The organism is Actinomyces slackii (genome assembly GCF_900637295.1).
Lineage (GTDB): Bacteria > Actinomycetota > Actinomycetes > Actinomycetales > Actinomycetaceae > Actinomyces > Actinomyces slackii.
Window position 1 is genome coordinate 2,306,048 of record NZ_LR134363.1, and the last position, 19,347, is coordinate 2,325,394.

Consider the following 19,347-nt stretch of genomic DNA (forward strand, 5'->3'; position numbering starts at 1 on the left):
CCGGTCGATGAGGCTGGTGGTCAGCTCCGGGTCCGCCTGGTGGTCCGGGCAGCGCGCCAGCGGCGCACCGCGCCCACGATACCCGCCAGCACCAGTGCCCCGGCCAGCGATTCAGCCATCAGCCCAGGCCACGGCCCCAGGCGGTCGGCCACCGTGACGCTGGATCGCAGGCCGACGTCGGCCGCGATCCCGTCCTGGGTGTAGGGCTCGGTGACCTGGAGGACAGCGCCCTTGGGGTTGATGATGGCGGTGTAGCCGACTGTGGAGACCTGGATGACGCTGCGACCGTGGACGACGGCCTGGACGCGCCCCTGGGCGAGCTGTTGGGCGGCCTCCCCGGAGTCCAGGAAGGAGGCGTTGTTGGTGGGGATGACGATGGCCTGGCCGCCCTGGCGCACCCCGGCGCGCAGGGCGTCGTCGTAGGCGACCTCGAAGCAGATGCCCATGGCCAGGGTGACATTCCGGTCCTGGGCGGCGGCCGGTACGCTCAGCGCGTAGGGGCCGTGGCCGGGCGCCATGTCGATGCCGATGCGGTCCACCTGGGTGGTCAGGCGGCGCACGAGGTCGCGGGCGGGGATGTACTCGGCGAAGGGCACGGGGCGGTGCTTGCGGTAGTAGTCTCCCGCCCCCTGGTCCGGGCTCCAGATGAGCATGTCGTTGTATCGCACCTGGCCCTCGACGGCCACGGCCCCCACCAGGACGGGGGCGCCCGCCTCCTGGGCGGCCTGCTCGACCAGGCGCGCGGTGGCGCGGTGGGTGCGGGGGTCGAGGTCGGCGGCGTTCTCGGGCCAGATGACCATGTCGAGCCGGCCCGTGCCCGGCTCGGCCAGGAGCCGGCGGGTGGCCTCAGTGTGGTTGCCGGTGACCTCCAGGGCCCGGCCGTAGGCGTTCTCGAAGTCCTTGGCCACGTTGCCCTGGATGGCGCCGACGCGGATGGTGCCCTCCTGGGTGCGCGTGTCGACGGGAAGGATGATGGGTGCCAGGAGGAGCGCGCCGGCGGCGGTGGCTGAGACGATGGCGGGGAAGGCGCGCGCTCGGCGCAGGCACCAGGCGGCCTCGGCCAGGCAGGCGGCGATGAGGGCCGTGATGAGGCTGAGCCCGATGCTCCCGCCGTAGGCGGCCAGGGGGAGCATGGGGGCATCGGCCATGGCGAAGGCCAGGCGGCCGAAGGGGAATCCCCCCAGTGGCCAGGAGGACCGCAGCTCCTCGACCCCTGACCACAGGATGGCGAAGGCCCCGATGCGAGCCAGGCCCGGGTGGATCCGGCGTCCCTTGACGGCGCCCGTCCCGCTCCCCCTGGCGCTGGACGACGGCGCAGTCTCCTGCTGCTCACGGTCCTCCAGAGCGGGCAGGCGGCTGACCAGTGCCCAGGCGCTGCCCAGGGCCGCCAGGTAGAGGGACTGCAGGGTGACCAGGGCCGCCCAGCCGATGGGGTTGCCCATGGCCACGGCGGTGAAGTGCAGCAGCGGCGTGAACAGGCCGGCGCCGTAGACCAGCCCCAGGACGAGCCCACCGCCTAGCGACCTGCCGCGCACCAGGGCCATGAGGCCCCCCACCCCCACGAAGGCCGCCCACCACAGTCCCATGGGCGGGAAGGCCGTATAGGTGAGCAGGCCGCAGATCGCGGCCAGGACGACCCGCAGCGCAGCGGTCGGCAATCCTAGAGCGCGGACCATGCCACCACTCCCCTGTCGATGTCCTGGGCGGCCTCGGCGGCGCGCAGCGTCAGTGAGGCCAGCCCGTCGGGCTGGTCGGCGCCCCGGGCCGGCAGGGAGGCGATCTGCCCGACGACGTCGAGGAGCTGGCGGCACCAGCGCACGAAGTCCCCGGCGCTGAGATCCCCCTCCTCCAGGACCTCACTCAGGGCGGCGCCCTGGCACCATGCCTGGATCGCTCCGGCCAGGGCGGGCTCGGCGCCCGATGAGGGCTCCAGGCGCGCCAGGGCCTCGCGCTCGTTGATGCGGCGCGCCACCCCGATCTGGGCGCGCAGGCTCGCCCCCAGCGCCGATCCCGGTGCCACCGGCAGGCCGGAGGGCTGGGCCGCGGCCCGCGGCTCGTAGACGCAGGCGCTCAGGGCCCCGGCGAGCTGGGCGGAGTCCAGGTCCCGCCAGATCCCGGTGCGCAGGCACTCGGCGATGAGCAGGTCCCGCTCGGCGTAGATGCGCGCCAGCATCCTGCCGTCCCCGGTCACCCGCAGCTCGCCCAGGGGCTGGTCGGCGTCGACCGGCTCCAGGTAGCCCAGATCCACCAGGACCTGGCACACGGCGTCGAAGAGGCGCGCCACGGTGCCGGTGCGCGCCTCGATGCGCGCGTGCAGGCGGTCCAGGGCCGCCTGCGCCTTGGACCACTTGCGGCCCACGCGGGCATGCTCCTCACGGTCGGGGCAGCCGTGGCAGGGATGGGCGCGCATGCGGTGACGCAGGTCCTCCAGGCGGGAGACCGCCCCGGCGCGCCGGGCGTCCTGGCCCCCGCGGGTGCGGCGCCGCGGCCCCTTGTCCAGGTCGCTCGAGCGCAGGGCCTCGATCAGTCGTCCCACGAGGCGATCGCGGTCCCGGGGCCGGTGCATATCCGCGCTGGCCGCCACTCGCAGCGTTCCCACCCGGGTGACTCCCTCGGGCGTGGTGTCCGGGGTCAGCGTGGCGATCCGTGAGTCCTCGCCCAGGACCGTGATGGCCGGGGCGCCGGTGCGGTCGGCCTCGACGTCGAGGACCACGGCGTGCTTGAGGCGCCGGCCCCGGCGGTGGACGACGACGTCGCCGCGCGCCAGGGCGCTCATGTCCCGCCCGGCCTGGCTGCGCCGGGCCGCCGACGTGGCCCGGGACAGGTCGGCCTCGGCATCGGCGATGTCCTGGCGCAGGCGCGCGTACTCGCGGAAGTCCCCCAGGTCGCAGGCCATGGCCTCCTCCAGCGCGGACAGGCCGCGGCGCTTGGCGCGCGCCTGGGCGGCCAGCTCGACCACGCCACGGTCCGCCTGGAACTGGGCGAAGGAGGACTCCAGCACCTCCCTGGCCCGCGCCCGGGAGGTGCGCCCCAGGAGGTTGACGGCCATGTTGTAGGTGGGGCGGAAGGCCGAGACCAGCGGGTAGGTGCGTCGGGAGGCCAGGGAGGAGACGGCCGCGGGATCGATCTCGTCGGCCGCCAGGACCACGGCGTGCCCCTCGACGTCGATGCCCCGGCGCCCCGCCCGGCCGGTCAGCTGGGTGTACTCCCCCGGGCTGAGGGAGACATGCGCCGATCCGTTCCACTTGCGCAGCGACTCCAGCACGACGGTGCGCGCCGGCATGTTGATGCCCAGCGCCAGGGTCTCGGTGGCGTAGACGACCTTGACCAGGCCGGCGCTGAAGAGCTCCTCGACGGTCTCCTTGAACACCGGCAGCAGGCCCGCATGATGCGCCGCCACTCCGCGCTGGAGGGCGTGGGCCCAGGAGTGGAATCCCAGGACCCCCAGGTCGCCCGCGGGGATGTCGGCGGTGCGCCGATCGATGACCCGGCGGATGCGGGCCGCCTCAGCGCTGGTGGTCAGGTCCGCGCCCGAGGCGATCACCTGGGCGACGGCCTGCTCGCAGCCTGCCCGCGAGAAGACGAAGACGATGGCCGGCAGCAGGCTCGCCGACTGAAGGGCGTCGATGACGGCGGTGCGCGAGGGCGGGCGCAGCCGGGCGACGCGCGCCCCCGAGGGGCCCCGGCGCGGGGCCCGACCGCGCGTGGCGGCCCCTCGGCGCCAGGGCTGAGGGCGGTCGCCCTCCCCCGCCGCGGCGCGCCGGGCCCGCTTGACGGCCTCGACCAGCTCGGGGTTGACCGGCGGCGTCTCGGTCTCCTGAGCCTCCTGCGGGTGGGACTGGGCGTGCAGGGGCAGAAGGCGCCGGCCCACCATCATGTGCTGGGTCAGGGGCACGGGCCGGTGCTCACTGACCACCACGGCGGTGGTGCCGCGCACCTGGCCCAGCCAGGCCCCGAACTCCTCGGCATTGGACACGGTGGCGGACAGGGAGACCACCTGCACGGCGGGGTCCAGGTGGATGATGACCTCCTCCCACACCGGGCCGCGGAAGCGGTCGGCCAGGTAGTGGACCTCATCCATGACCACGTAGCCCAGGCCATCGAGGTCCCGCGAGCCGCTGTAGAGCATGTTGCGGAGCACCTCGGTGGTCATCACCACCACCTGGGCGTGGGGGTTGACCGAGGCGTCACCGGTGAGCAGCCCCACCGTCTCGGGGCCGTGGCGGGCCACCAGGTCCAGGTACTTCTGGTTGGACAGGGCCTTGATGGGCGTGGTGTAGAAGGTCTTGAGCCCGCGGGCCAGGCCCAGGTGGACGGCGAACTCCCCCACGACGGTCTTGCCCGCCCCGGTGGGCGCCGCCACGAGCACGCCCTGGCCCCGCTCCAGGGCGGCGCAGCCCTCCTCCTGGAAGTGATCAAGGGGGAAGTCGTAGCCGGAGGCGAAGCGGGCCAGCTCCGTGCGGGATGCCGCCTGGCGGCGTCTGGCGGCCGCGTAGCGCTGCGCGGGTGTGCTCATGGGGCCAACCCTACGATCGCGCGCCGTCGGGCCCGGGCACCCCGCCGCGGTCACCCGCCCGGCCCGCGGCGCTGCCCGAGGCCCGGGCCACAAGGAGGCGCACCGCTGAGCCGACCGCCTCCAGGTGCAGGGGCAGGGGCGCCAGGGGCTCGCCGTCGGCATAGGGGTGGGGCGGTGGCCGAAGCCCTCCGTCGCGGCCGGTGCGCTCGTCGAGGGCCTCGATGAGCACCCGACGACTGCGCTGGAGGTGGACGTGGGGCGAGTCCAGGTGGGTTCCCGCCAGGAGCTTGCGCGGCAGGCCCACCAGGCGCGCCCTGCCCACCGGGTCCAGCCGCAGCACCTCCAGCAGGCCGTCCTCGGGGTCGGCCCCGGGGGCCAGGTCCAGGCCCCCGCCCACGTAACGGGTGTTGGCGGCGGCCAGGAGGAGGGCCGGGCCCTCCCAGGTGCCCGAGTCGGTGGTCAGGCGATAGCCGTAGGGGGCCAGGGCGGCCAGCTCCGGCAGGATCGCGCGCAGGTAGCGCCCCTCCCCCGCCGGCCAGGACAGGAGGTTGGCGCGCGCGTTGACCGCGGCGTCCAGGCCGGCGCTGACCACCGCCAGTGACCACTCGTGCTGGTCGTCAACGGGCGAGCCGTCGGGGCGAGTGGCGCGGATGGCATCGATGTCCGCCACTCGCCCGCGGCCGCACAGGGCGTCATCGATGAGGCGGGCGGCGGCCTGCGGGTCGCGCCGGGGCAGGCCGAAGTGCCGGGCGACGTCGTTGCCCGTGCCCGTGGCCACGATCCCCAGGGGGACGGGCGTGGTGGCGACGACGTCGGCCCCCAGGTGCACCATGCCATCGCCGCCGACCACCACGAGGGCGTCGATGCCATCGTCGAGCAGGGCGGTGCCGGCGCGGCGGGCCTCCTCATAGGACCCTGCCCGCAGGTGGACCACCTCGTGGCCCAGCCGGGCCAGGGTGCGCCGGGCCTTCTCATCAGCGGCGGCGTGGCGGCCGCGTCCGGAGGAGGGATTGGAGAGCAGGGCGATGCGCATCGGCGGGGATGCTGGAGGGCTCAGCCCTGGCTGCCCGGCGGCAGCGACGTGTCGGTCGGCTCGGCCAGGGCGGCGTCCAGCTCGGCATCCAGTGCCGCGCGCTTCTTCTCCACGCGCTTGTCATGAGCGATCGCGATGTAGCAGGCCAGGAAGTACAGGCCGGTGACGGGCAGGGCCATGAAGATCATCGACCAGGGGTCGGGCAGCGGGTTGGCCAGGGCCATGAAGGCGAAGATGATGACCACGGCCCAGCGCCACCCCTTGAGCAGGGTCCGGCCCTTGACCAGGCCCAGCTGGTTGAGGGCCACCATGATCTCCGGCACCAGGAAGGCCAGTCCGAAGACCAGGATGATCCGCATGACGAAGGACAGATAGGTGCTGGCGTCGATGAAGCCTGAGGTGGCGCCCGAGGGGATGAAACTGGTGAGGATCTGCACGGCATGGGGCAGCAGGAAGACGCCCAGGGCCACACCGCAGGCGAAGAGCAGGAGGCCCACCACGCCGTATGCCCAGGCGTAGCGCCTCTCCTTGCGGGTCATGCCCGGGCCCACGTAGGCCCAGAACTGGTACATCCACAGGGGCGCGGAGATGATGAGACCCAACCACAGGGAGACCCGGATCCTCATGTCGAATGAGCCCAGGATCGTGGCGAAGTTGATCGACAGGTTGGCCCCATGGGCATTGGCATTGGTCACCGGGTAGGTCACGAGGGCGAAGGCCCAGTCGTAGATCATGTAGCCGATGACCGCGCAGACCAGGACGCCGACGGCGGAGATGATGATGCGGTTGCGCAGCTCGCGCAGATGGTCCCCGATGGACATCCGAGCCTCGGGATTGTCCTTGCGCTTGCTCGTGGGGAACTTGGGAAGCTTGGGCACCGCACACCTCCTGTCGTGCCTGTGGTGATCTGTCTGTCCGGGAGCCTGAGGGCCACCCGCCCCGTGGGGCGGGCGGATCGTGCTCACTGCTGGGGCGTGCCCTCGGGATTCTGAGGCGCGGTCTGCCCGGACTGCGTGGGCTGGGTGTAGTAGGTCCCCTCCTGGGGCTGCTGGATTTGCGCGGGGGCGTCGTCATCCTCGCGCAACTCCTTGACCTCCTTCTTGAAGACCTTCATGGACTGGCCAACGCTCTTGGCGATATCGGGCAGTCGTCCGGCCCCGAAGACCAGGATGACAAGGACGACAAGAACAACGATCTGCCACGGTGACAGCCTCATAGTCGTTCCCTCACTTCCGCTGGATGCATATGCGTACGCGCACGAGTCTAGCGCCCCCGCGACGGTGGTCCGCACCAGCGCCGCCTGCCGCGCACCTGTGGGCCCGGTAGATCAGTCATCTCAGTCATCGTGCGGCGACGCCTCCCCGTAGGCGGCCAGGGCCAGGCGGGCCTGCTGGCCGGCCCGCTCCGCCAGGGACGCGGGCTCGACGCTGACCAGATGGGCCCCCGCGCTGAGAACCAGGCCGGTCAGCCAGTCCTCGTCGCGGCCCTCGACGACGGCGCGGATGGTGCCCTGAGGGGTCTGCTCCACACTGAGGCACTCGATCTGCTCGGTCAGCCACCGCCCGGTGGGCCTGAGCGTGAGGATGGCCTGGGGCAGCTGGTCGTCCTGCTGGCTGCGCGAGGCACGGTGGGGGGCCGCCGGGTGCTCCAGGACGGTGGCGGACAGGATCCGGTCCAGGCGGAAGGTCCGCCTGGCGCCGGCGCTCAAGCACCATCCGAGCAGGGCCAGGTGGGCGCCGTCGGAGACCAGCTCGATGGGGTCGACCTGGCGCTGGGAGCGGGCATCGGTGGCCGAGACGTAGTCCAGCTCCAGTCGGCGCCCAGCCGCCAGGGCGGTGCGAACCGCCGCCAGGACCTCGCCCGAGCGGGTCGAGCGGGCCTGATCGGCGCCGCTGGCCTCATCGGGCGGCTCACCGGCCCGCTCGCCCTCGACCCGGGGCCCGTGGGCGACCAGGAGCTCGGCGATGGCACGCTCAGCTGAGACCAGAGCTGCCGCGGCTGCGGCATCGTCAGCCAGGAGGGGGGCGAGCACGCGCAGGGACAGGACCAGGGACAGGGCCTCCTGGCGCGACAGGCGCACGGGACGGTCCAGCCCCAGGGGCTCGGCCAGGCTGAGGTAGCCGGCCTCGAAGTCGGCGGCGTTGAAGTCCACGAGGTCGCCGGGCAGGCCACCGGGCAGGCCCGAGACCCACAGGGTGTTGACGTCGGCCTCGATCTGGTGGGGCGTGACCCCGAAGTGCCCGGCGGCCTCGGCGATGGTGGCGCCCTCGTTATGCGCCACCCAGGCGGGCAGGGCCAGGAGGCGGGCCAGGCGCTCGGTTGACGAGGGGCGCGCCATCACCGCTCACCCCCGCATGCCCGGGCGGCCCCGCGCAGATGCTCGACAACCGCCTCGCGCAGCTCGGCGGGCTCAAGGACGATGACGGCGGGCCCCAGGCCGGCCAGGGCCCCGGCGAAGGAGAAGGGATCGGTGTAGTCAACGGCCACCACGTCGCGGCCCTCCACAGCGGCCTGGCTCACCTGGCTCACGTGACCTGCGGCTGAGGGCTGCGCGCTCCGCCCCGCCAGGCGCAGGGCCAGGGCCCGTCCCGGCATGATGGCCAGCAGCGCGCTGCGCGGCTCAGGAGCGACGCGCTCGCTGCGCCTGAAGGCGCCGGCCCGCCCCAGGGGCGTGACCCGCCCGATGATGCGGGCCAGGCGGAAGGTACGCCTGCGGCCCGCCTCAACTGCCTCCAGGTACCAGGCTCCCTCGCTCATGCGCAGATGATGGGGCTCGACTGTGCGGGCCCTCCTCGTGCCCGAATGCGCCGAGGCGTAGTCGAAGGCCACCAGGCGGCGCTCGTCGACGGCGGTCACCAGGGCCTCGGGGATCTGCTCACCGGCCAGGTCCGCGCTCAGGGACGGCACGGCATGCTCTTCCGGTGCGGGGCCCTGGCTGTCGGGGCCGCTCCCAGTGCGCTGGGTGACCGCCCGCAGCTTCGTCAGCGCCCGGCGAGCCGTGGCCGGGAGGGTGCCGTGGCGCCAGGCGGAGGCCGCCAGGTCCAGAGCGGCGGCCTGGGCCGCGTCCAGGTGAAGCGGGGCCAGGGCGTAGTCGCCCTCCTCGATGCGATAGCGCGGCTCCTCGGCCGGGCCGGAGGTGCTCAGCTCGATGCCCAGGTCACGCAGCATCTCCTTGTCCCGCTCGAGCATTCGCCGCGCCGAGGCCGGCTTGGCGGCATAGCCGGCCACGCCCTCGATGATCTCGGCGGCGCTCATCCCGGTCTCGGTGTTGCGCAGGGAGAGCACCAGGTTGACCAGGCGCTCCTCGGCACTGCGGGTCGGCTCGCTCACGGCGCCCAGCGTAGGCGCAGGCCTGGTCCGCCGGGGCATGGCGCGCGGGCCGGACAGCGGCCTGAGCAGCCCCGGGCAGGCCTGGGTAGGCTGGCACCATGATGTGGCGCGATGGCGTAGTGACGGGTGAGGGCCAGAGCTGGGGCGCGGGCACCGGCGCATGCGCCCAGGTGGAGGTGGAGATCATCGCGGCCCCTGAGGGCGCCCAGTCCCTCAGGGCCGGGCAGCGCATCACGGCGGTGGCCTATGAGGCGCTCACCGGCCTGCCCGGGCCCGGTGAGCGCCTGCGCCTGGAGGTCTCGGCACTGGACCGCGGCCTGGGAACCGGCGGGCACGCCATGGTGACCGCCCGGCTCGACGTCCTGCCGCCCGACCCGGTCCGCGCGGGCCACCTGGTCAAGGCGCGCTACATGCCCGACCAGGTCATGGTCACCGGGGTCGATGAGCAGGGCAGTGAGCATCACGGCCTGCTCTCGGCGCCCATCGGCGAGCTCGGCCTGGAGGGGATGCCCGTGGTGGTGGCCGATCTTCACTCCAGCCTGCCGGCGATCCTAGCCGGCCTGCGCGCCGTCACTCCCGAGGCATCCCCCGGGGCATCGCAGGACCTTCCGCAGGCGCCCCGGGCCGTCTACATCATGACCGACGGCGGGGCCCTGCCCCTGCCCTACTCGCGCACCTGCGCCGCCCTGACCAAGGCCGGATGGCTGTCCGGGACGGTCAGCGCCGGCCAGGCCTGGGGCGGCGACGTCGAGGCGGTCTCCCTTCACAACGCGCTGCTCGCGGCGCGCCATGTGCTGGCAGCCGAGGTCGTCGTCGTCATCCAGGGGCCCGGCAACCTGGGGACGGGAACGCCCTGGGGCTTCTCCGGGGTGGCCTGCGGGGAGGCGGTCAACGCGGTGGCGGCGCTGGGGGGCAGGGCGGTGGCCTGCCTGCGCGTCTCCCAGGCCGATCCCCGCCCCCGCCACAGGGGCGTCTCCCACCACTCCATCACCGCCTATGGTCGCGTCGCCCTGGCCGCTGCCGATATCGCGGTGCCCGAGCTGCCCGGAGAGCTGGGTGAGCAGGTGCGCCTCGAGGCCCAGGCCCTGGTCGGGCTTGCCCAGCGGGCGGGCCATCGCCTGGTGCCCGTGCGCCTTGACGGCCTGGACCTGGCCCTGGAGGGGGTGCGGGAGGCCACCGGGGTGCGCCTGTCCACCATGGGGCGCGGGCTTGAGGCCGACCCTGCCGCCTTCCTGGCCGCCGCCGCCGCCGGGCGCCGGGCGCGCGGCCTGCTGGAGGCCGGCGCCGTCGGGCCCGCAGGCTCATGAGCGCGCCTTCGGGCGCCTCCACACAAGCGGGCACGCCCCTGGCCGCAGTACCCTCCCCCTACGACTGGAGCCGGCGCTGCCGCAGGATCCCACCGGGCGCTGCCCGGCGCGGACTGCCCGCCGTCGATGTGGCCTGGAGCGCCCTCTTCCTGGCGGTGGCCTACCGCAACCTCGACTTCATCCTGGACTACGGGGCCTACACGGTCTACGTGCTCAACCTCGCCCTGTGCCTGGGCCTGGCCCTCGTTCAGCTGGTGCGCCTGACCCGCCTGCGCGCCGCATTCATCGCCACCTTCGCCCTCCTTGCCGCCTACGCCCTGCTGGTGGTGCTCTCCCCGGTCAACCTGGGGGTCGATCCGATCATCATCACCGCGGTCACCACCCTGCACGCCGTCACCCGCTGGGAGCCCGACCGGCGCTGGGGCACCGCTGCCCTCCTGCTGGCCCTGGCCGGTGCGGTGATCAACCCGGCCGCCATCATGGCCATCCGCTTCCAGGCCGCCAGCACCGGGATCCTGCTCATCCCCCTCATGCTGATCTGCCTGGTCTTCGTGGGGACGGTCATCGTGACCCACCTGCACGCCTCCTCCCGGCGCCGCGCCGCCGAGGACCACGCCCAGGAGGTCCGCAGCGCGATGGCCGCCGCATCCTCTGCGGCCACCGCGGCGGTGGCCACCGAGCGCCTGAGCATGGCCCGCGAGCTCCACGACCTGGTGGGCCACAGTCTCACGGCGGTCACCGTCCAGGCCTCCACCGGGCTGGCCCTGGGCGAGCCCGAGCAGATGCGCAGCGCCCTGGAGTCCGTGCGGGAGTCGGCCAGCGCCTCCCTGGACTCGGTGCGCGAGCTCGTGAGGGCCCTGCGCTCCCAGGCCCACCAGACCACCGCCCTGGCCGACCTGCGGACCATCCCCGACCTGATCGCCACCGCCCGCAGCGCCGGGCGCCGGGTGGAGGCCGAGCTGCCCGAGCAGGCGGTGCTGGAGACCTGGAGCGAGCACTGGTCGATGATGCAGCGCCTGACCCTGGTGCGCCTGGTGGGTGAGGCCCTGACCAACGCCGTCAAGCACGGCGCCGGGCCCATCGAGATGCGCTTGAGCCTGCGCCAGGGCCACTGCCACCTGGAGGTGATCAATGAGGTGATCAATGAGGTGATCAACGCCCGAAGCCCCGAGCGGCGGGACGGCCACGCGCAGGGCGCAGGAGCGGGCTACGGCCTCATCGGCCTGGAGGAGCGCCTGCGCCTGGCCGGGGGCCGCCTTGAGGCCTCCGCACTCACGCTTCCCGACGGCGCCCCCGGCTTCCGTCTGAAGGCCTCCTTCCCCGTCAACGCCTCCCCCGGCCCAGCACCTCAGGAGTGATGAGATGACGACGATCCGCGTGGCGATCGTTGACGACCAGCACCTGCTCGTCTCCGCCTTCAGCGCTCTTATCGGAGCCCAGGCGGACATGGAGGTCGCGATCACGGCCAGCAATGGGCGCCAGGCCCTGGAGCGCCTCAGCGCCGAGCTCCGGCAGGCCCGGGGCGCGGCGCCCCTGGTCGTGCTCATGGACCTGCGCATGCCGGTCATGGACGGCATCGGCGCCATCGCGTCGCTGCGCGCCCACCAGGCCAGTGCAGGCCTGCCCATCCTGGTGCTGACCACCTTCGATGACGAGGAGCTGGTGCTGGCATCCCTGCGAGCCGGCACCAACGGATTCCTGCTCAAGGACGCCTCCCCCGAGGTCCTCCTTGAGGCGATCCGGGTGGTCGCCCAGGGCGGGGCGTGGCTGGACCCGACGATCACCGGCACGGTGCTGGCCCACCTGGAGGGCCATCCCGACGCCGGACCGCCCACCGCGGGCGGGCGCGCGGCACCGGGCCCAGCGCCGTCCTTGGAGCCCAGCCCGATCCCTGGCGGGCTCTACGAGCCCCTGACCCCGCGGGAGGAGGCGGTACTGGCCCTGGTGTGCCAGGGCCAATCCAACGCCGGAATCGCCCAGCGCCTCTACCTGGCCGAGTCCACGATCAAGACGCATGTCAAGGCGATCTTGGGCAAGACGGGGTGCACCAACCGCGTCGAGCTGGTCATCCACGCCTTCGCCGTCGGCCTGGTGCCCCTGCCCCGCGTGAACCAGGGGCACCGGTAGACCCTCGTTGGAGGCGCGCCTCAGGACATGAAGACGTTGGCGATACCGCCCTGCTCGTTGCGGGTCACCGACAGCATGTAGGACTCGCCTCGGCTGTCGGTGATCCGGTAGCCGGTGGTCACTCCCGCGTCCTCGCGGCTCAGCGACCAGCCGGGCATGAGGTGGACCAGGCCGTGCAGGGACCAGTCGATGTCGTCCACGGCCATGACATAGCGAGTCAGTGAGGGGAAGAGCCTGCCCAGGGTGAGCTCGGGAACCGGGACGGAGAGATCGTCCAGGAGGAAGACCTGTCGGGAGCCCGCCCCTCCGGTGGCCCCCGAGTAGTAGAGGGCCGTGGGCCCGAAGATCTCCGTGGCGGCCATGCCGACGTCGTGCGACAGCGAGGTGATGACATCGACCTGGTCGTCCTGCGGGCGCACGGCGTAGGGGACCTCCTCGCGCTGAAGGATGTCCAGGCTGTGGCGCGCCCCGAATATGGGAATGCGGGCGGCGGCGGGGTCCTGGCCGGTGAACGGGGCGAAGGGAGCGGCGAATCCCCACAGCAGGGTGGCCGGATCCACGGCGATGGAGGCCAGGACCTGGCCGGTGGCCGTGATCTTCCCGCGCTCGGAGCTGAAGACGAAGCGGCGCTCTGGAAGGTTGACGCTCCAGTCGTACTCCCCCAGCCGCTGCTCCAGGATCTCGGCGAGCATCTCCTGACGGACGAGGGCGTAGATGGCCGCGCGCTGGCCGACCCGACGGAGCTGAGGAATCACGCCGCACACGTTAGCAAAAGATCACAGGAAGGTTACGTAGCAGTGCCCCGCCAGGTGTCCTCCTCCTGCGGGAGGAGGAGCGGGCACGGTGACGGCGCGCACCGCGATCCCTGGTGGGGATCTGCCGGACGGGTGGGACGGGGAGCATCACTGCCATGAGTACTGCTACCGCGCCGAGCGCGCCTGCCGGGCTACGGCTGATCAATGTCACCAAGTCCTTCGGCCACCAGGAGGTGCTGCGATCCTTGAGCCTGACCGCCCGCCCCGGGCGCGTCTACGGCCTGCTGGGCCTCAACGGCGCGGGCAAGTCCACGGCCTTCAACGTGGCCCTGGGCCTGCTGCGCCCCGACACCGGGGCCGTGGAGATCCAGGGATCGGCCCTCACCCGCCAGAGCCTGGCCCAGGTGGGGGCGGCCATCAACGGTCCCGCGCTCTTCCCCCAGCTCTCCGCCCGGCGCAACCTGCTGGTCCACTGCCGGCTGACCGGCACCGACCCCGCGGTGATCGGCCCCCTCCTGGAGCGCGTGGGCCTGGGCCAGGCAGGCTCCAAGCGGGCCGGGGCCTTCTCCACCGGGATGAAGGTGCGCCTGTCCCTGGCCATGGCGCTGCTGACCGACCCCCAGGTCCTCATCCTCGATGAGCCCCAGAACGGCCTGGACCCCCAGGGCATCATCGAGCTGCGCGACCTCGTGCGCGCCCTGGCCTCCCAGGGGCGCACCCTGGTGGTCTCCAGCCACCAGCTCGGGGAGATCGCCCACATGTGCGACGATCTGGGCGTGCTGGCGTCGGGATCGCTGGTCTACGAGGGGCCCCTGGAGGACTTCGCCGGCACCGATGACCCCCAGGCCCTGGAGGCCGCCTTCCTTCGCGCCGTGGGCGCCACCGATCCGACCCACGCCACCGAGGCGGTGGCATCATGACCACCGCGACCACTGCGACGAGAATCATGGGCACTCCTGGCGCGCGCGTGGGCCTGGGCGGTCTACTGGGCGCCGAGCTGCTGCGCTCACGGCGCACCTTCACCTGGGGCGTCATCGGCGCGACTCTGGCCTTCACTGTGCACACCCTCATCCTCGCCCACGCGACCATCAGCCGGGGGGTCGTGGAGGACGTCGCCTGGAATGGCAACGCCCTGGCCTGGATGCACTTCTACCCAGCGGGCTTCGCCATCCCCCTGGGCCTGCTGGTCGGGGTCATGGCCCAATGGCGCGAGGACCGCTGGCGCCAGGGCGGGACCGCCTGGCGGGCCGTGAGCCCCCGGCGCGTCCTGGCCGCCCGCATGGGGATCCTCAGCGTCTCGGCCCTGGCCTGCCAGCTTGCCCTGGTGGCACCGGTGGTCATCCACGCCCTGATCACCGGAGGCGGATGGGGGCCCTGGCCCAGATACCTGGCCTTCATCCTGCTCATGTGGATCCAGGTCACGGGCGCCAGCGCCTGGGGCATGGTGGCCTACCGGCTTATGGGGGTGGTGGCCGTGGGAGCCGCCCCTGTCCTGGGGCTGGTGTGGTCCGTGGCAGGGCTTGGCAGCGCCGAGCGCCCTGACTGGTGGATGCTGCCCTGGGCGTGGTCGGCCCGCCCCGTGCTGCCCCTGCTGGGCGTGCACGGCAACAGCGTCATCCTGGAGACCGGATCCCCCGTCTGGGACTACCCGGTGCTGCCCGGCGCGCTCGCCTCGGTGGGACTGGCGGCGCTGGGAGCGATGGCCTGCATCGCCCTGGGAGACCGTCCGCTGCGCTCGTCGGTCGGCTGGCCCGACGCCCTGCCGGGACGGGGCTCGGCAGCCCAGGCCCGGCGGGCCAACGGGCCCGCCTCTGCCCGGCACTGGGAGGCGGGCCAGACGGATGCGGGCGGCGCGGGCCCGGCCCGGGTCTCGCGCTCGGCGCTGCGCGGCCTGGGTCCGGCTCTTCCCTGGAGGCTGTGGCTGGCACTGGCCGGAGTCGAATTCCTCATCCTGGTGGTGGTGCGCAGCGCCTACTCCCCTGAGGCCGCCCTGGGACTGCTGGAGCTGGTGGGCCTGCCGATCTCCGCGACCGTGGTGGGGATCTGCCTGTGGGGCTCGGTTCAGGCCTCCTGGCGCAGCCTTATCGTGCGCCGTGAGCCCGCGGTGCTGCTGGGCTCGCTCATGGTGCACGGTGGCATGCTCATGGTGACCGTGGGGGTCGGGTCCTGGCTGGTGGCCCAGGCCGGCCAGCCCTTGACGCCCACTGAGGCCGAGGCCGCGGCCATCAGCGGCAGCCTGTACGGCCTGATGGTCATGCCGGCGGTGGCCTTCATGATGGTGGCCGTGAGCCTGGCGGTGGCCATGTGCGCCCGACCGGTGGCCTCCATCGTGCTCAATGCCATCCTCCTGCTCGATGGACTGGTCATCGGCGGCAATGATGTCCTGGCGCGGACCTCCCTGTGGGTGGCGGGCCCCTGGGCATGGATGCGGGTCGCCGAGGCCTTCCCCGGCACCTGGCTGGCGATCACCGGGCTCAGCGCGGTCATCGGCTGCGGGGCGATGGCGGCGGCCATCGCCCGGGCGCGGCACGTGGCGGTGCGGGAGGGCGCTTGAGGCCCCGGTCACCTGATGGCACGGTGAGGCGGCTGTGAGCAGGTCCGGGCAGGTCTTCGCTAGTCTTGCGCCCATGAAGACCTTCGAGGACCTGTTCGCCGAGCTCGAGCACAAGGCCGCCACCCGCCCTGAGGGCTCGGGCACGGTCGCCGAGCTGGACCGCGGTGTCCACTTCATCGGCAAGAAGCTCGTCGAGGAGGCCGCCGAGGCATGGATGGCCTGTGAGCACGAGTCCGATGAGGCCGCCTGCCTGGAGCTCAGCCAGCTGCTCTACCACCTCCAGGTCATGATGGTCGCCAAGGGCTACTCCCTCCAGGACGTCTACAGGCATCTGTGAGGCCCTGGGACTGAGTCCCGCTCCGCTCCCCCAGTGCCGCGGCGCCCTGCCGCGTGCCCGCATCAACAGTGAGGATCCGCCGTGCTGCGCATCGCCGTGCCCAATAAGGGCTCGCTGTCCGAACCCGCCGTCACCATGCTCAAGGAGGCCGGTTACCGCACCCGTCGCAGCGGGCGCGAGCTGGTCCTGGTCGACGACGCCAACGAGATCGAGCTGTTCTTCCTGCGACCGCGGGACATCGCCGTCTATGTGGGCCAGGGGACGGTTCATGCCGGGATCACGGGGCGCGACCTGCTGCTGGACTCCGGAGTCAAGGCCATTGAGCATCTGGCCCTGGGATTCGCCCGCTCCACCTTCCGCTTCGCCGCCCCCGCCGGCACCATGACCGCCCTGGAGGATGTGGCCGGCAAGCGAGTGGCCACCTCCTATGACGTCCTGGTGCGCGGCTTCCTGGCGGAGCGGGGCATCGAGGCGCAGACCGTGCACCTGGACGGGGCCGTGGAGTCCTCGGTCCACCTGGGCGTGGCCGACCTCATCGCCGATGTGGTCGAGACCGGCACCACGCTGCGCGCGGCGGGCCTGGAGACCTTCGGCGAGCCGATCCTGGTCAGCGAGGCCGTGCTCATCACCACCGAGCAGTACCGCGACGCCCCAGGCCTGGCCACCTTGGTGCGCCGCCTGGAGGGGGTGCTGCGGGCGCGCTCCTATGTGCTGGTGGACTACGACATCCCCATGAACAAGCTCCACGTGGCCGCCGAGCTGACTCCCGGCATCGAGTCCCCCACCGTCTCTCCCCTGCAGAACCCCGACTGGGTGGCGGTGCGGGCCATGGTCCCCCGGGCGGATATGAACCGCATCATGGACGAGCTCTACGAGATCGGCGCCCGCGCGATCCTCGTCTCCTCCCTCCTGGCCTGCCGACTGTGATCACTGGGGCCGGATACCGCCACCGGTATCCGGCCCCAGTGATCATGTCAGGCGCTCAGGGGGTCGGCCAGGGCATCGGCGCTCACGGCTGCGCCTCCCATGAGCCCGCGTTCGGCCAGGAAGTCGAGCATCCTGGTCACCTGATCGACCGCCAGCGCTCCGACGACGGAGTCGGCCTCGGGGCGGATGAGCGTGCCGGTGGCCACCGCGACCTCCCGGGCGTTGGCAGCCTGGGTGGCATCGACCAGATCGGGCACATGCGCCTTGGTGGACTCCACGGCGGAGTCGGGGTCATCGGCGAAGGCGGTCATGCCCTTGATGGAGGCGGCCACCGCCTCGGTGAGCTCCTGGCGGCGGGCGCCCAGCACTGAGCGGGTGGTGACCAGGCTGGCCCCGATGAGGGGGACGTCGTCGGCCACGGCGATGGTGCGCACGGGGGTGCCGGACTGGGCGATCTGGACGGCGTCATTGTTGGAGAAGCCGATCACGGCATCGACGGCGCCGGTGACCAGGGCGGACTGCTGGGTGAAGCCGACCTCCTGGATCGTCAGGTCCGCCTCGCTCAGGCCGGCGCCGGCCATGGCCAGTTGCAGTCCGTACCAGTTCTCCCCCATCCGCCCCGGCAGGCCCACGCTGCGGCCCTTGAGATCCGCGGGGGCTGTGATCGGCGAGGACTCGGGCACGATGATGCGCACCGGGTACTGCTGGTAGAAGCCGGCGATGATGACCAGCTCTGAGCCATTGGAGGCCGCCACGGCCGCCTCGTCCGCTCCGGCGATCACCATGTGCTCGGCGCCGGTGGCCAGCGCATCGAAGAGCCCTTCCTGGGCGCCATGGTGGCGCAGCGCCACCCCGGAGGCGTAGTGCCCCTTGTCCTTTGCCAGGTAGAAGGGGGCGAACTGGATATTGGGCGTGTAGGTCAGCCCGATGGTCAGGCCCTGCCCGGTCCCGGAGGCCGAGGCCGCTCGGGAGGCGGTGCCCGAGGAGCAGGCGCTCAGTGCGCCCGCACCCAGGGTCAGCAGGGCTCCGGCCAGCAGGCTGCGGCGGGAGGTCCCGCTCAGGGAGGGTCGTGATGCTGAGACGGCAGTGGTCATGGTGGGTCTTTCGTGGTCGGTGCTCGATGAGGCGTGGGGTGGGGGCGCTGCGGCGGGCCTCAGGTGGCGCGGCGCCCGCGCATGGCCTCAACCGTGCGGCTGCGCCTCTCCAGGGTGTGGAGCCCCCAGTGGATGGTGGTGGCCATGGCGCACAGCAGGGCGATGGTGGCGAACAGGCCGGTGGTGTCCACGGCGTCGCGCTGGGAGGCCAGGGCCATGCCCAGGCCCGTTCCCCCCATGGTCATCTCTCCGACCACTGCCCCGGTGATGGAGAGGGTGAATCCGGTGCGCAGGCCGGCCAGGATGGCGGGAAGCACCATGGGCAGCTCCATGTGGACGAGCATGCTCCAGCCGTGGGCGCCGTCGAGCCGGGCGGCGTCGACGATGTCGGTGTCCAGCCCGCGCAGTCCCAGCAGGACGGTGACGGTGATGGGGAAGAAGACCATGAAGGCGCACAGGATGACCACCGGCCAGGTGCCGTAGCCGACCCACAGGACGAGCAGCGGGGCGACGGCGATGGCGGGAACGGCCTGGCTGGCGGCCACATAGGGCAGGACGGCGCGGGAGAACAGGCCCCAGTGGTGCAGCCCCCAGGCCAGGGGCAGGGCGATGGCGGCGGCGAGCAGGCAGCCCAGGATGGCCTCCTGAAGCGTCACCCAGGCGTAGTCCAGGAGCCGGGCCTGGGTGAGTGACAGCCAGAGCCGCCCGGCGACCGCCGCAGGCCCGGGCAGGAAGACGGCGGGGATGGCGCCTGAGGCCGAGGCGGCGTGCCAGGCGGCCAGGATGAGGGCGCCCAGGGCCAGGGCCGGCCAGGGCCGGCGGGACTGGGGGGCATCACGGCTGGGCCTGAGGCCTCCACGGCGAGGTCGTGACAGGCCCGGCGCATGATCACCGGCGCCGTCGGCGGGCTTACCGGCGCAGGCGTCCTCGGCCTGTCTGATGGGCGCGGCCCGGCTGCTGACGTCGCTGCGCACGCCAAGGGCGCTGGTACTGCTCACGGCGTCTCCTCCCGGTCTGATCCGGGGACGCGCGCCCCCGGCATGCACCGGGGTCCGCGGCGGGCCGACTGATCGGCACTCCGCGTGCTGGGCGACCGATGCGCCTCCTTGGCGCCGCGCGTCGCGCAGCGCACCAGGATGCGGGCAGACATGCGTCTGCGACCGGGCGCCACGTGCATCCTCCCTTCCGGACTCTCACCGTCGGTGCCGGAATTCCACCGGCTCAACCGTCCGCTGCGCCTGGGGGCGCCTGCGGCCGGGTCGCGGACTCTCACCGCCGGTTCGGACTTTCACCGACCCCGGAGCACGTTGCTTGCGGGCAAGGCTACCGCTGCGGGGCACTGAGTCCGGAGGTCTGGAAGCACACTG

The 19,347-nt window shown here is 72.6% G+C and carries 17 protein-coding genes and 1 riboswitch; of the genes, 7 read left to right on the plus strand and 10 right to left on the minus strand.

What is annotated here, in order from left to right; all coding sequences use genetic code 11:
- Window positions 1-20: 20 nt before the first annotated feature.
- The 7 genes from lnt to EL266_RS09500 form a co-directional block, all read right to left on the minus strand.
- Window positions 21-1,676: an apolipoprotein N-acyltransferase gene (gene lnt, locus EL266_RS09470; protein ID WP_051281319.1), complete on the minus strand. Its 1,656-nt coding sequence runs from the start codon at window positions 1,674-1,676 to the stop codon at window positions 21-23.
- On the minus strand, window positions 1,661-4,516 hold the full coding sequence (locus EL266_RS09475) for a DEAD/DEAH box helicase (RefSeq protein WP_026427424.1): 2,856 nt from the start codon (window positions 4,514-4,516) through the stop codon (window positions 1,661-1,663). Before EL266_RS09475 ends, lnt begins: the two co-directional genes overlap by 16 nt.
- 10 nt (window positions 4,517-4,526) lie before the next feature.
- Complete coding sequence (locus tag EL266_RS09480; RefSeq protein ID WP_051281320.1) at window positions 4,527-5,549, minus strand: diacylglycerol/lipid kinase family protein; 1,023 nt, start codon at window positions 5,547-5,549, stop codon at window positions 4,527-4,529.
- A 20-nt stretch (window positions 5,550-5,569) separates the two neighbouring features.
- Complete coding sequence (gene tatC / locus EL266_RS09485) at window positions 5,570-6,427, minus strand: twin-arginine translocase subunit TatC (protein WP_026427425.1); 858 nt, start codon at window positions 6,425-6,427, stop codon at window positions 5,570-5,572.
- An 83-nt stretch (window positions 6,428-6,510) separates the two neighbouring features.
- Window positions 6,511-6,765, minus strand: a complete 255-nt coding sequence (gene tatA, locus EL266_RS09490; RefSeq protein WP_026427426.1) for a Sec-independent protein translocase subunit TatA — start codon at window positions 6,763-6,765, stop codon at window positions 6,511-6,513.
- A 120-nt stretch (window positions 6,766-6,885) separates the two neighbouring features.
- Complete coding sequence (locus EL266_RS09495; RefSeq protein WP_026427427.1) at window positions 6,886-7,887, minus strand: helix-turn-helix transcriptional regulator; 1,002 nt, start codon at window positions 7,885-7,887, stop codon at window positions 6,886-6,888.
- On the minus strand, window positions 7,887-8,879 hold the full coding sequence (locus EL266_RS09500) for a helix-turn-helix transcriptional regulator (protein WP_026427428.1): 993 nt from the start codon (window positions 8,877-8,879) through the stop codon (window positions 7,887-7,889). Before EL266_RS09500 ends, EL266_RS09495 begins: the two co-directional genes overlap by 1 nt.
- A 98-nt stretch (window positions 8,880-8,977) precedes the next feature.
- On the opposite strand from EL266_RS09500, the gene EL266_RS09505 reads away from it, so the two are divergent.
- The 3 genes from EL266_RS09505 to EL266_RS09515 are packed head-to-tail and all read left to right on the plus strand — an operon-like array spanning window position 8,978 to window position 12,313.
- The gene (locus EL266_RS09505; RefSeq protein ID WP_026427429.1) at window positions 8,978-10,186 is read left to right on the plus strand and encodes a DUF3866 family protein; all 1,209 of its coding nucleotides are present in this window, start codon (window positions 8,978-8,980) and stop codon (window positions 10,184-10,186) included.
- Window positions 10,183-11,544: a sensor histidine kinase gene (locus tag EL266_RS09510; RefSeq protein ID WP_084500949.1), complete on the plus strand. Its 1,362-nt coding sequence runs from the start codon at window positions 10,183-10,185 to the stop codon at window positions 11,542-11,544. The genes EL266_RS09505 and EL266_RS09510 overlap by 4 nt, the downstream gene beginning before the upstream one ends.
- 4 nt (window positions 11,545-11,548) lie before the next feature.
- The gene (locus EL266_RS09515) at window positions 11,549-12,313 is read left to right on the plus strand and encodes a response regulator (RefSeq protein WP_034515167.1); all 765 of its coding nucleotides are present in this window, start codon (window positions 11,549-11,551) and stop codon (window positions 12,311-12,313) included.
- 20 nt (window positions 12,314-12,333) lie between these two features.
- Here the strand turns inward: EL266_RS09515 and EL266_RS09520 are convergent, their stop codons facing one another.
- Window positions 12,334-13,068, minus strand: coding sequence for a DUF6882 domain-containing protein (locus tag EL266_RS09520; protein ID WP_026427430.1), 735 nt, complete (start codon window positions 13,066-13,068; stop codon window positions 12,334-12,336).
- Between the two features lie 146 nt (window positions 13,069-13,214).
- On the opposite strand from EL266_RS09520, the gene EL266_RS09525 reads away from it, so the two are divergent.
- The 4 genes from EL266_RS09525 (at window position 13,215) to hisG (ending at window position 16,886) form a co-directional block, all read left to right on the plus strand.
- Window positions 13,215-13,988 (plus strand): ABC transporter ATP-binding protein, encoded by a 774-nt coding sequence (locus tag EL266_RS09525; protein WP_051281344.1) that lies wholly within the window; start codon window positions 13,215-13,217, stop codon window positions 13,986-13,988.
- Window positions 13,985-15,622, plus strand: a complete 1,638-nt coding sequence (locus EL266_RS09530) for an ABC-2 family transporter permease (RefSeq protein WP_026427431.1) — start codon at window positions 13,985-13,987, stop codon at window positions 15,620-15,622. The genes EL266_RS09525 and EL266_RS09530 overlap by 4 nt, the downstream gene beginning before the upstream one ends.
- 73 nt (window positions 15,623-15,695) lie before the next feature.
- The gene (locus EL266_RS09535) at window positions 15,696-15,959 is read left to right on the plus strand and encodes a phosphoribosyl-ATP diphosphatase (protein ID WP_026427432.1); all 264 of its coding nucleotides are present in this window, start codon (window positions 15,696-15,698) and stop codon (window positions 15,957-15,959) included.
- An 81-nt stretch (window positions 15,960-16,040) separates the two neighbouring features.
- Window positions 16,041-16,886 carry an ATP phosphoribosyltransferase gene (gene hisG / locus EL266_RS09540; RefSeq protein WP_026427433.1) on the plus strand — a complete coding sequence of 282 codons (846 nt, stop codon included), beginning with the start codon at window positions 16,041-16,043 and terminating at the stop codon, window positions 16,884-16,886.
- 47 nt (window positions 16,887-16,933) lie between these two features.
- Here hisG and EL266_RS09545 read toward each other — a convergent pair whose 3' ends face one another.
- Both EL266_RS09545 and EL266_RS09550 read right to left on the minus strand, forming a co-directional pair.
- On the minus strand, window positions 16,934-17,980 hold the full coding sequence (locus EL266_RS09545; protein ID WP_197719238.1) for an ABC transporter substrate-binding protein: 1,047 nt from the start codon (window positions 17,978-17,980) through the stop codon (window positions 16,934-16,936).
- Between the two features lie 59 nt (window positions 17,981-18,039).
- Window positions 18,040-18,855 carry an ABC transporter permease gene (locus EL266_RS09550; protein ID WP_026427435.1) on the minus strand — a complete coding sequence of 272 codons (816 nt, stop codon included), beginning with the start codon at window positions 18,853-18,855 and terminating at the stop codon, window positions 18,040-18,042.
- 293 nt (window positions 18,856-19,148) lie between these two features.
- A riboswitch (FMN riboswitch) is annotated at window positions 19,149-19,289 on the minus strand.
- Window positions 19,290-19,347: the final 58 nt, after the last annotated feature.

Excerpts from the sequence above, each read along its gene's own strand:
- lnt (WP_051281319.1), bottom strand. The coding sequence starts at position 1,676 with ATGGTCCGCGCTCTAGGATTGCCGACCGCTGCGCTGCGGGTCGTCCTG.
- EL266_RS09475 (WP_026427424.1), bottom strand. The coding sequence starts at position 4,516 with ATGAGCACACCCGCGCAGCGCTACGCGGCCGCCAGACGCCGCCAGGCG.
- EL266_RS09480 (WP_051281320.1), bottom strand. The coding sequence starts at position 5,549 with ATGCGCATCGCCCTGCTCTCCAATCCCTCCTCCGGACGCGGCCGCCAC.
- tatA (WP_026427426.1), bottom strand. The coding sequence starts at position 6,765 with ATGAGGCTGTCACCGTGGCAGATCGTTGTTCTTGTCGTCCTTGTCATC.
- EL266_RS09495 (WP_026427427.1), bottom strand. The coding sequence starts at position 7,887 with ATGGCGCGCCCCTCGTCAACCGAGCGCCTGGCCCGCCTCCTGGCCCTG.
- EL266_RS09505 (WP_026427429.1), top strand. The coding sequence starts at position 8,978 with ATGATGTGGCGCGATGGCGTAGTGACGGGTGAGGGCCAGAGCTGGGGC.
- EL266_RS09510 (WP_084500949.1), top strand. The coding sequence starts at position 10,183 with ATGAGCGCGCCTTCGGGCGCCTCCACACAAGCGGGCACGCCCCTGGCC.
- EL266_RS09515 (WP_034515167.1), top strand. The coding sequence starts at position 11,549 with ATGACGACGATCCGCGTGGCGATCGTTGACGACCAGCACCTGCTCGTC.
- EL266_RS09530 (WP_026427431.1), top strand. The coding sequence starts at position 13,985 with ATGACCACCGCGACCACTGCGACGAGAATCATGGGCACTCCTGGCGCG.
- EL266_RS09535 (WP_026427432.1), top strand. The coding sequence starts at position 15,696 with ATGAAGACCTTCGAGGACCTGTTCGCCGAGCTCGAGCACAAGGCCGCC.
- EL266_RS09545 (WP_197719238.1), bottom strand. The coding sequence starts at position 17,980 with ATGACCACTGCCGTCTCAGCATCACGACCCTCCCTGAGCGGGACCTCC.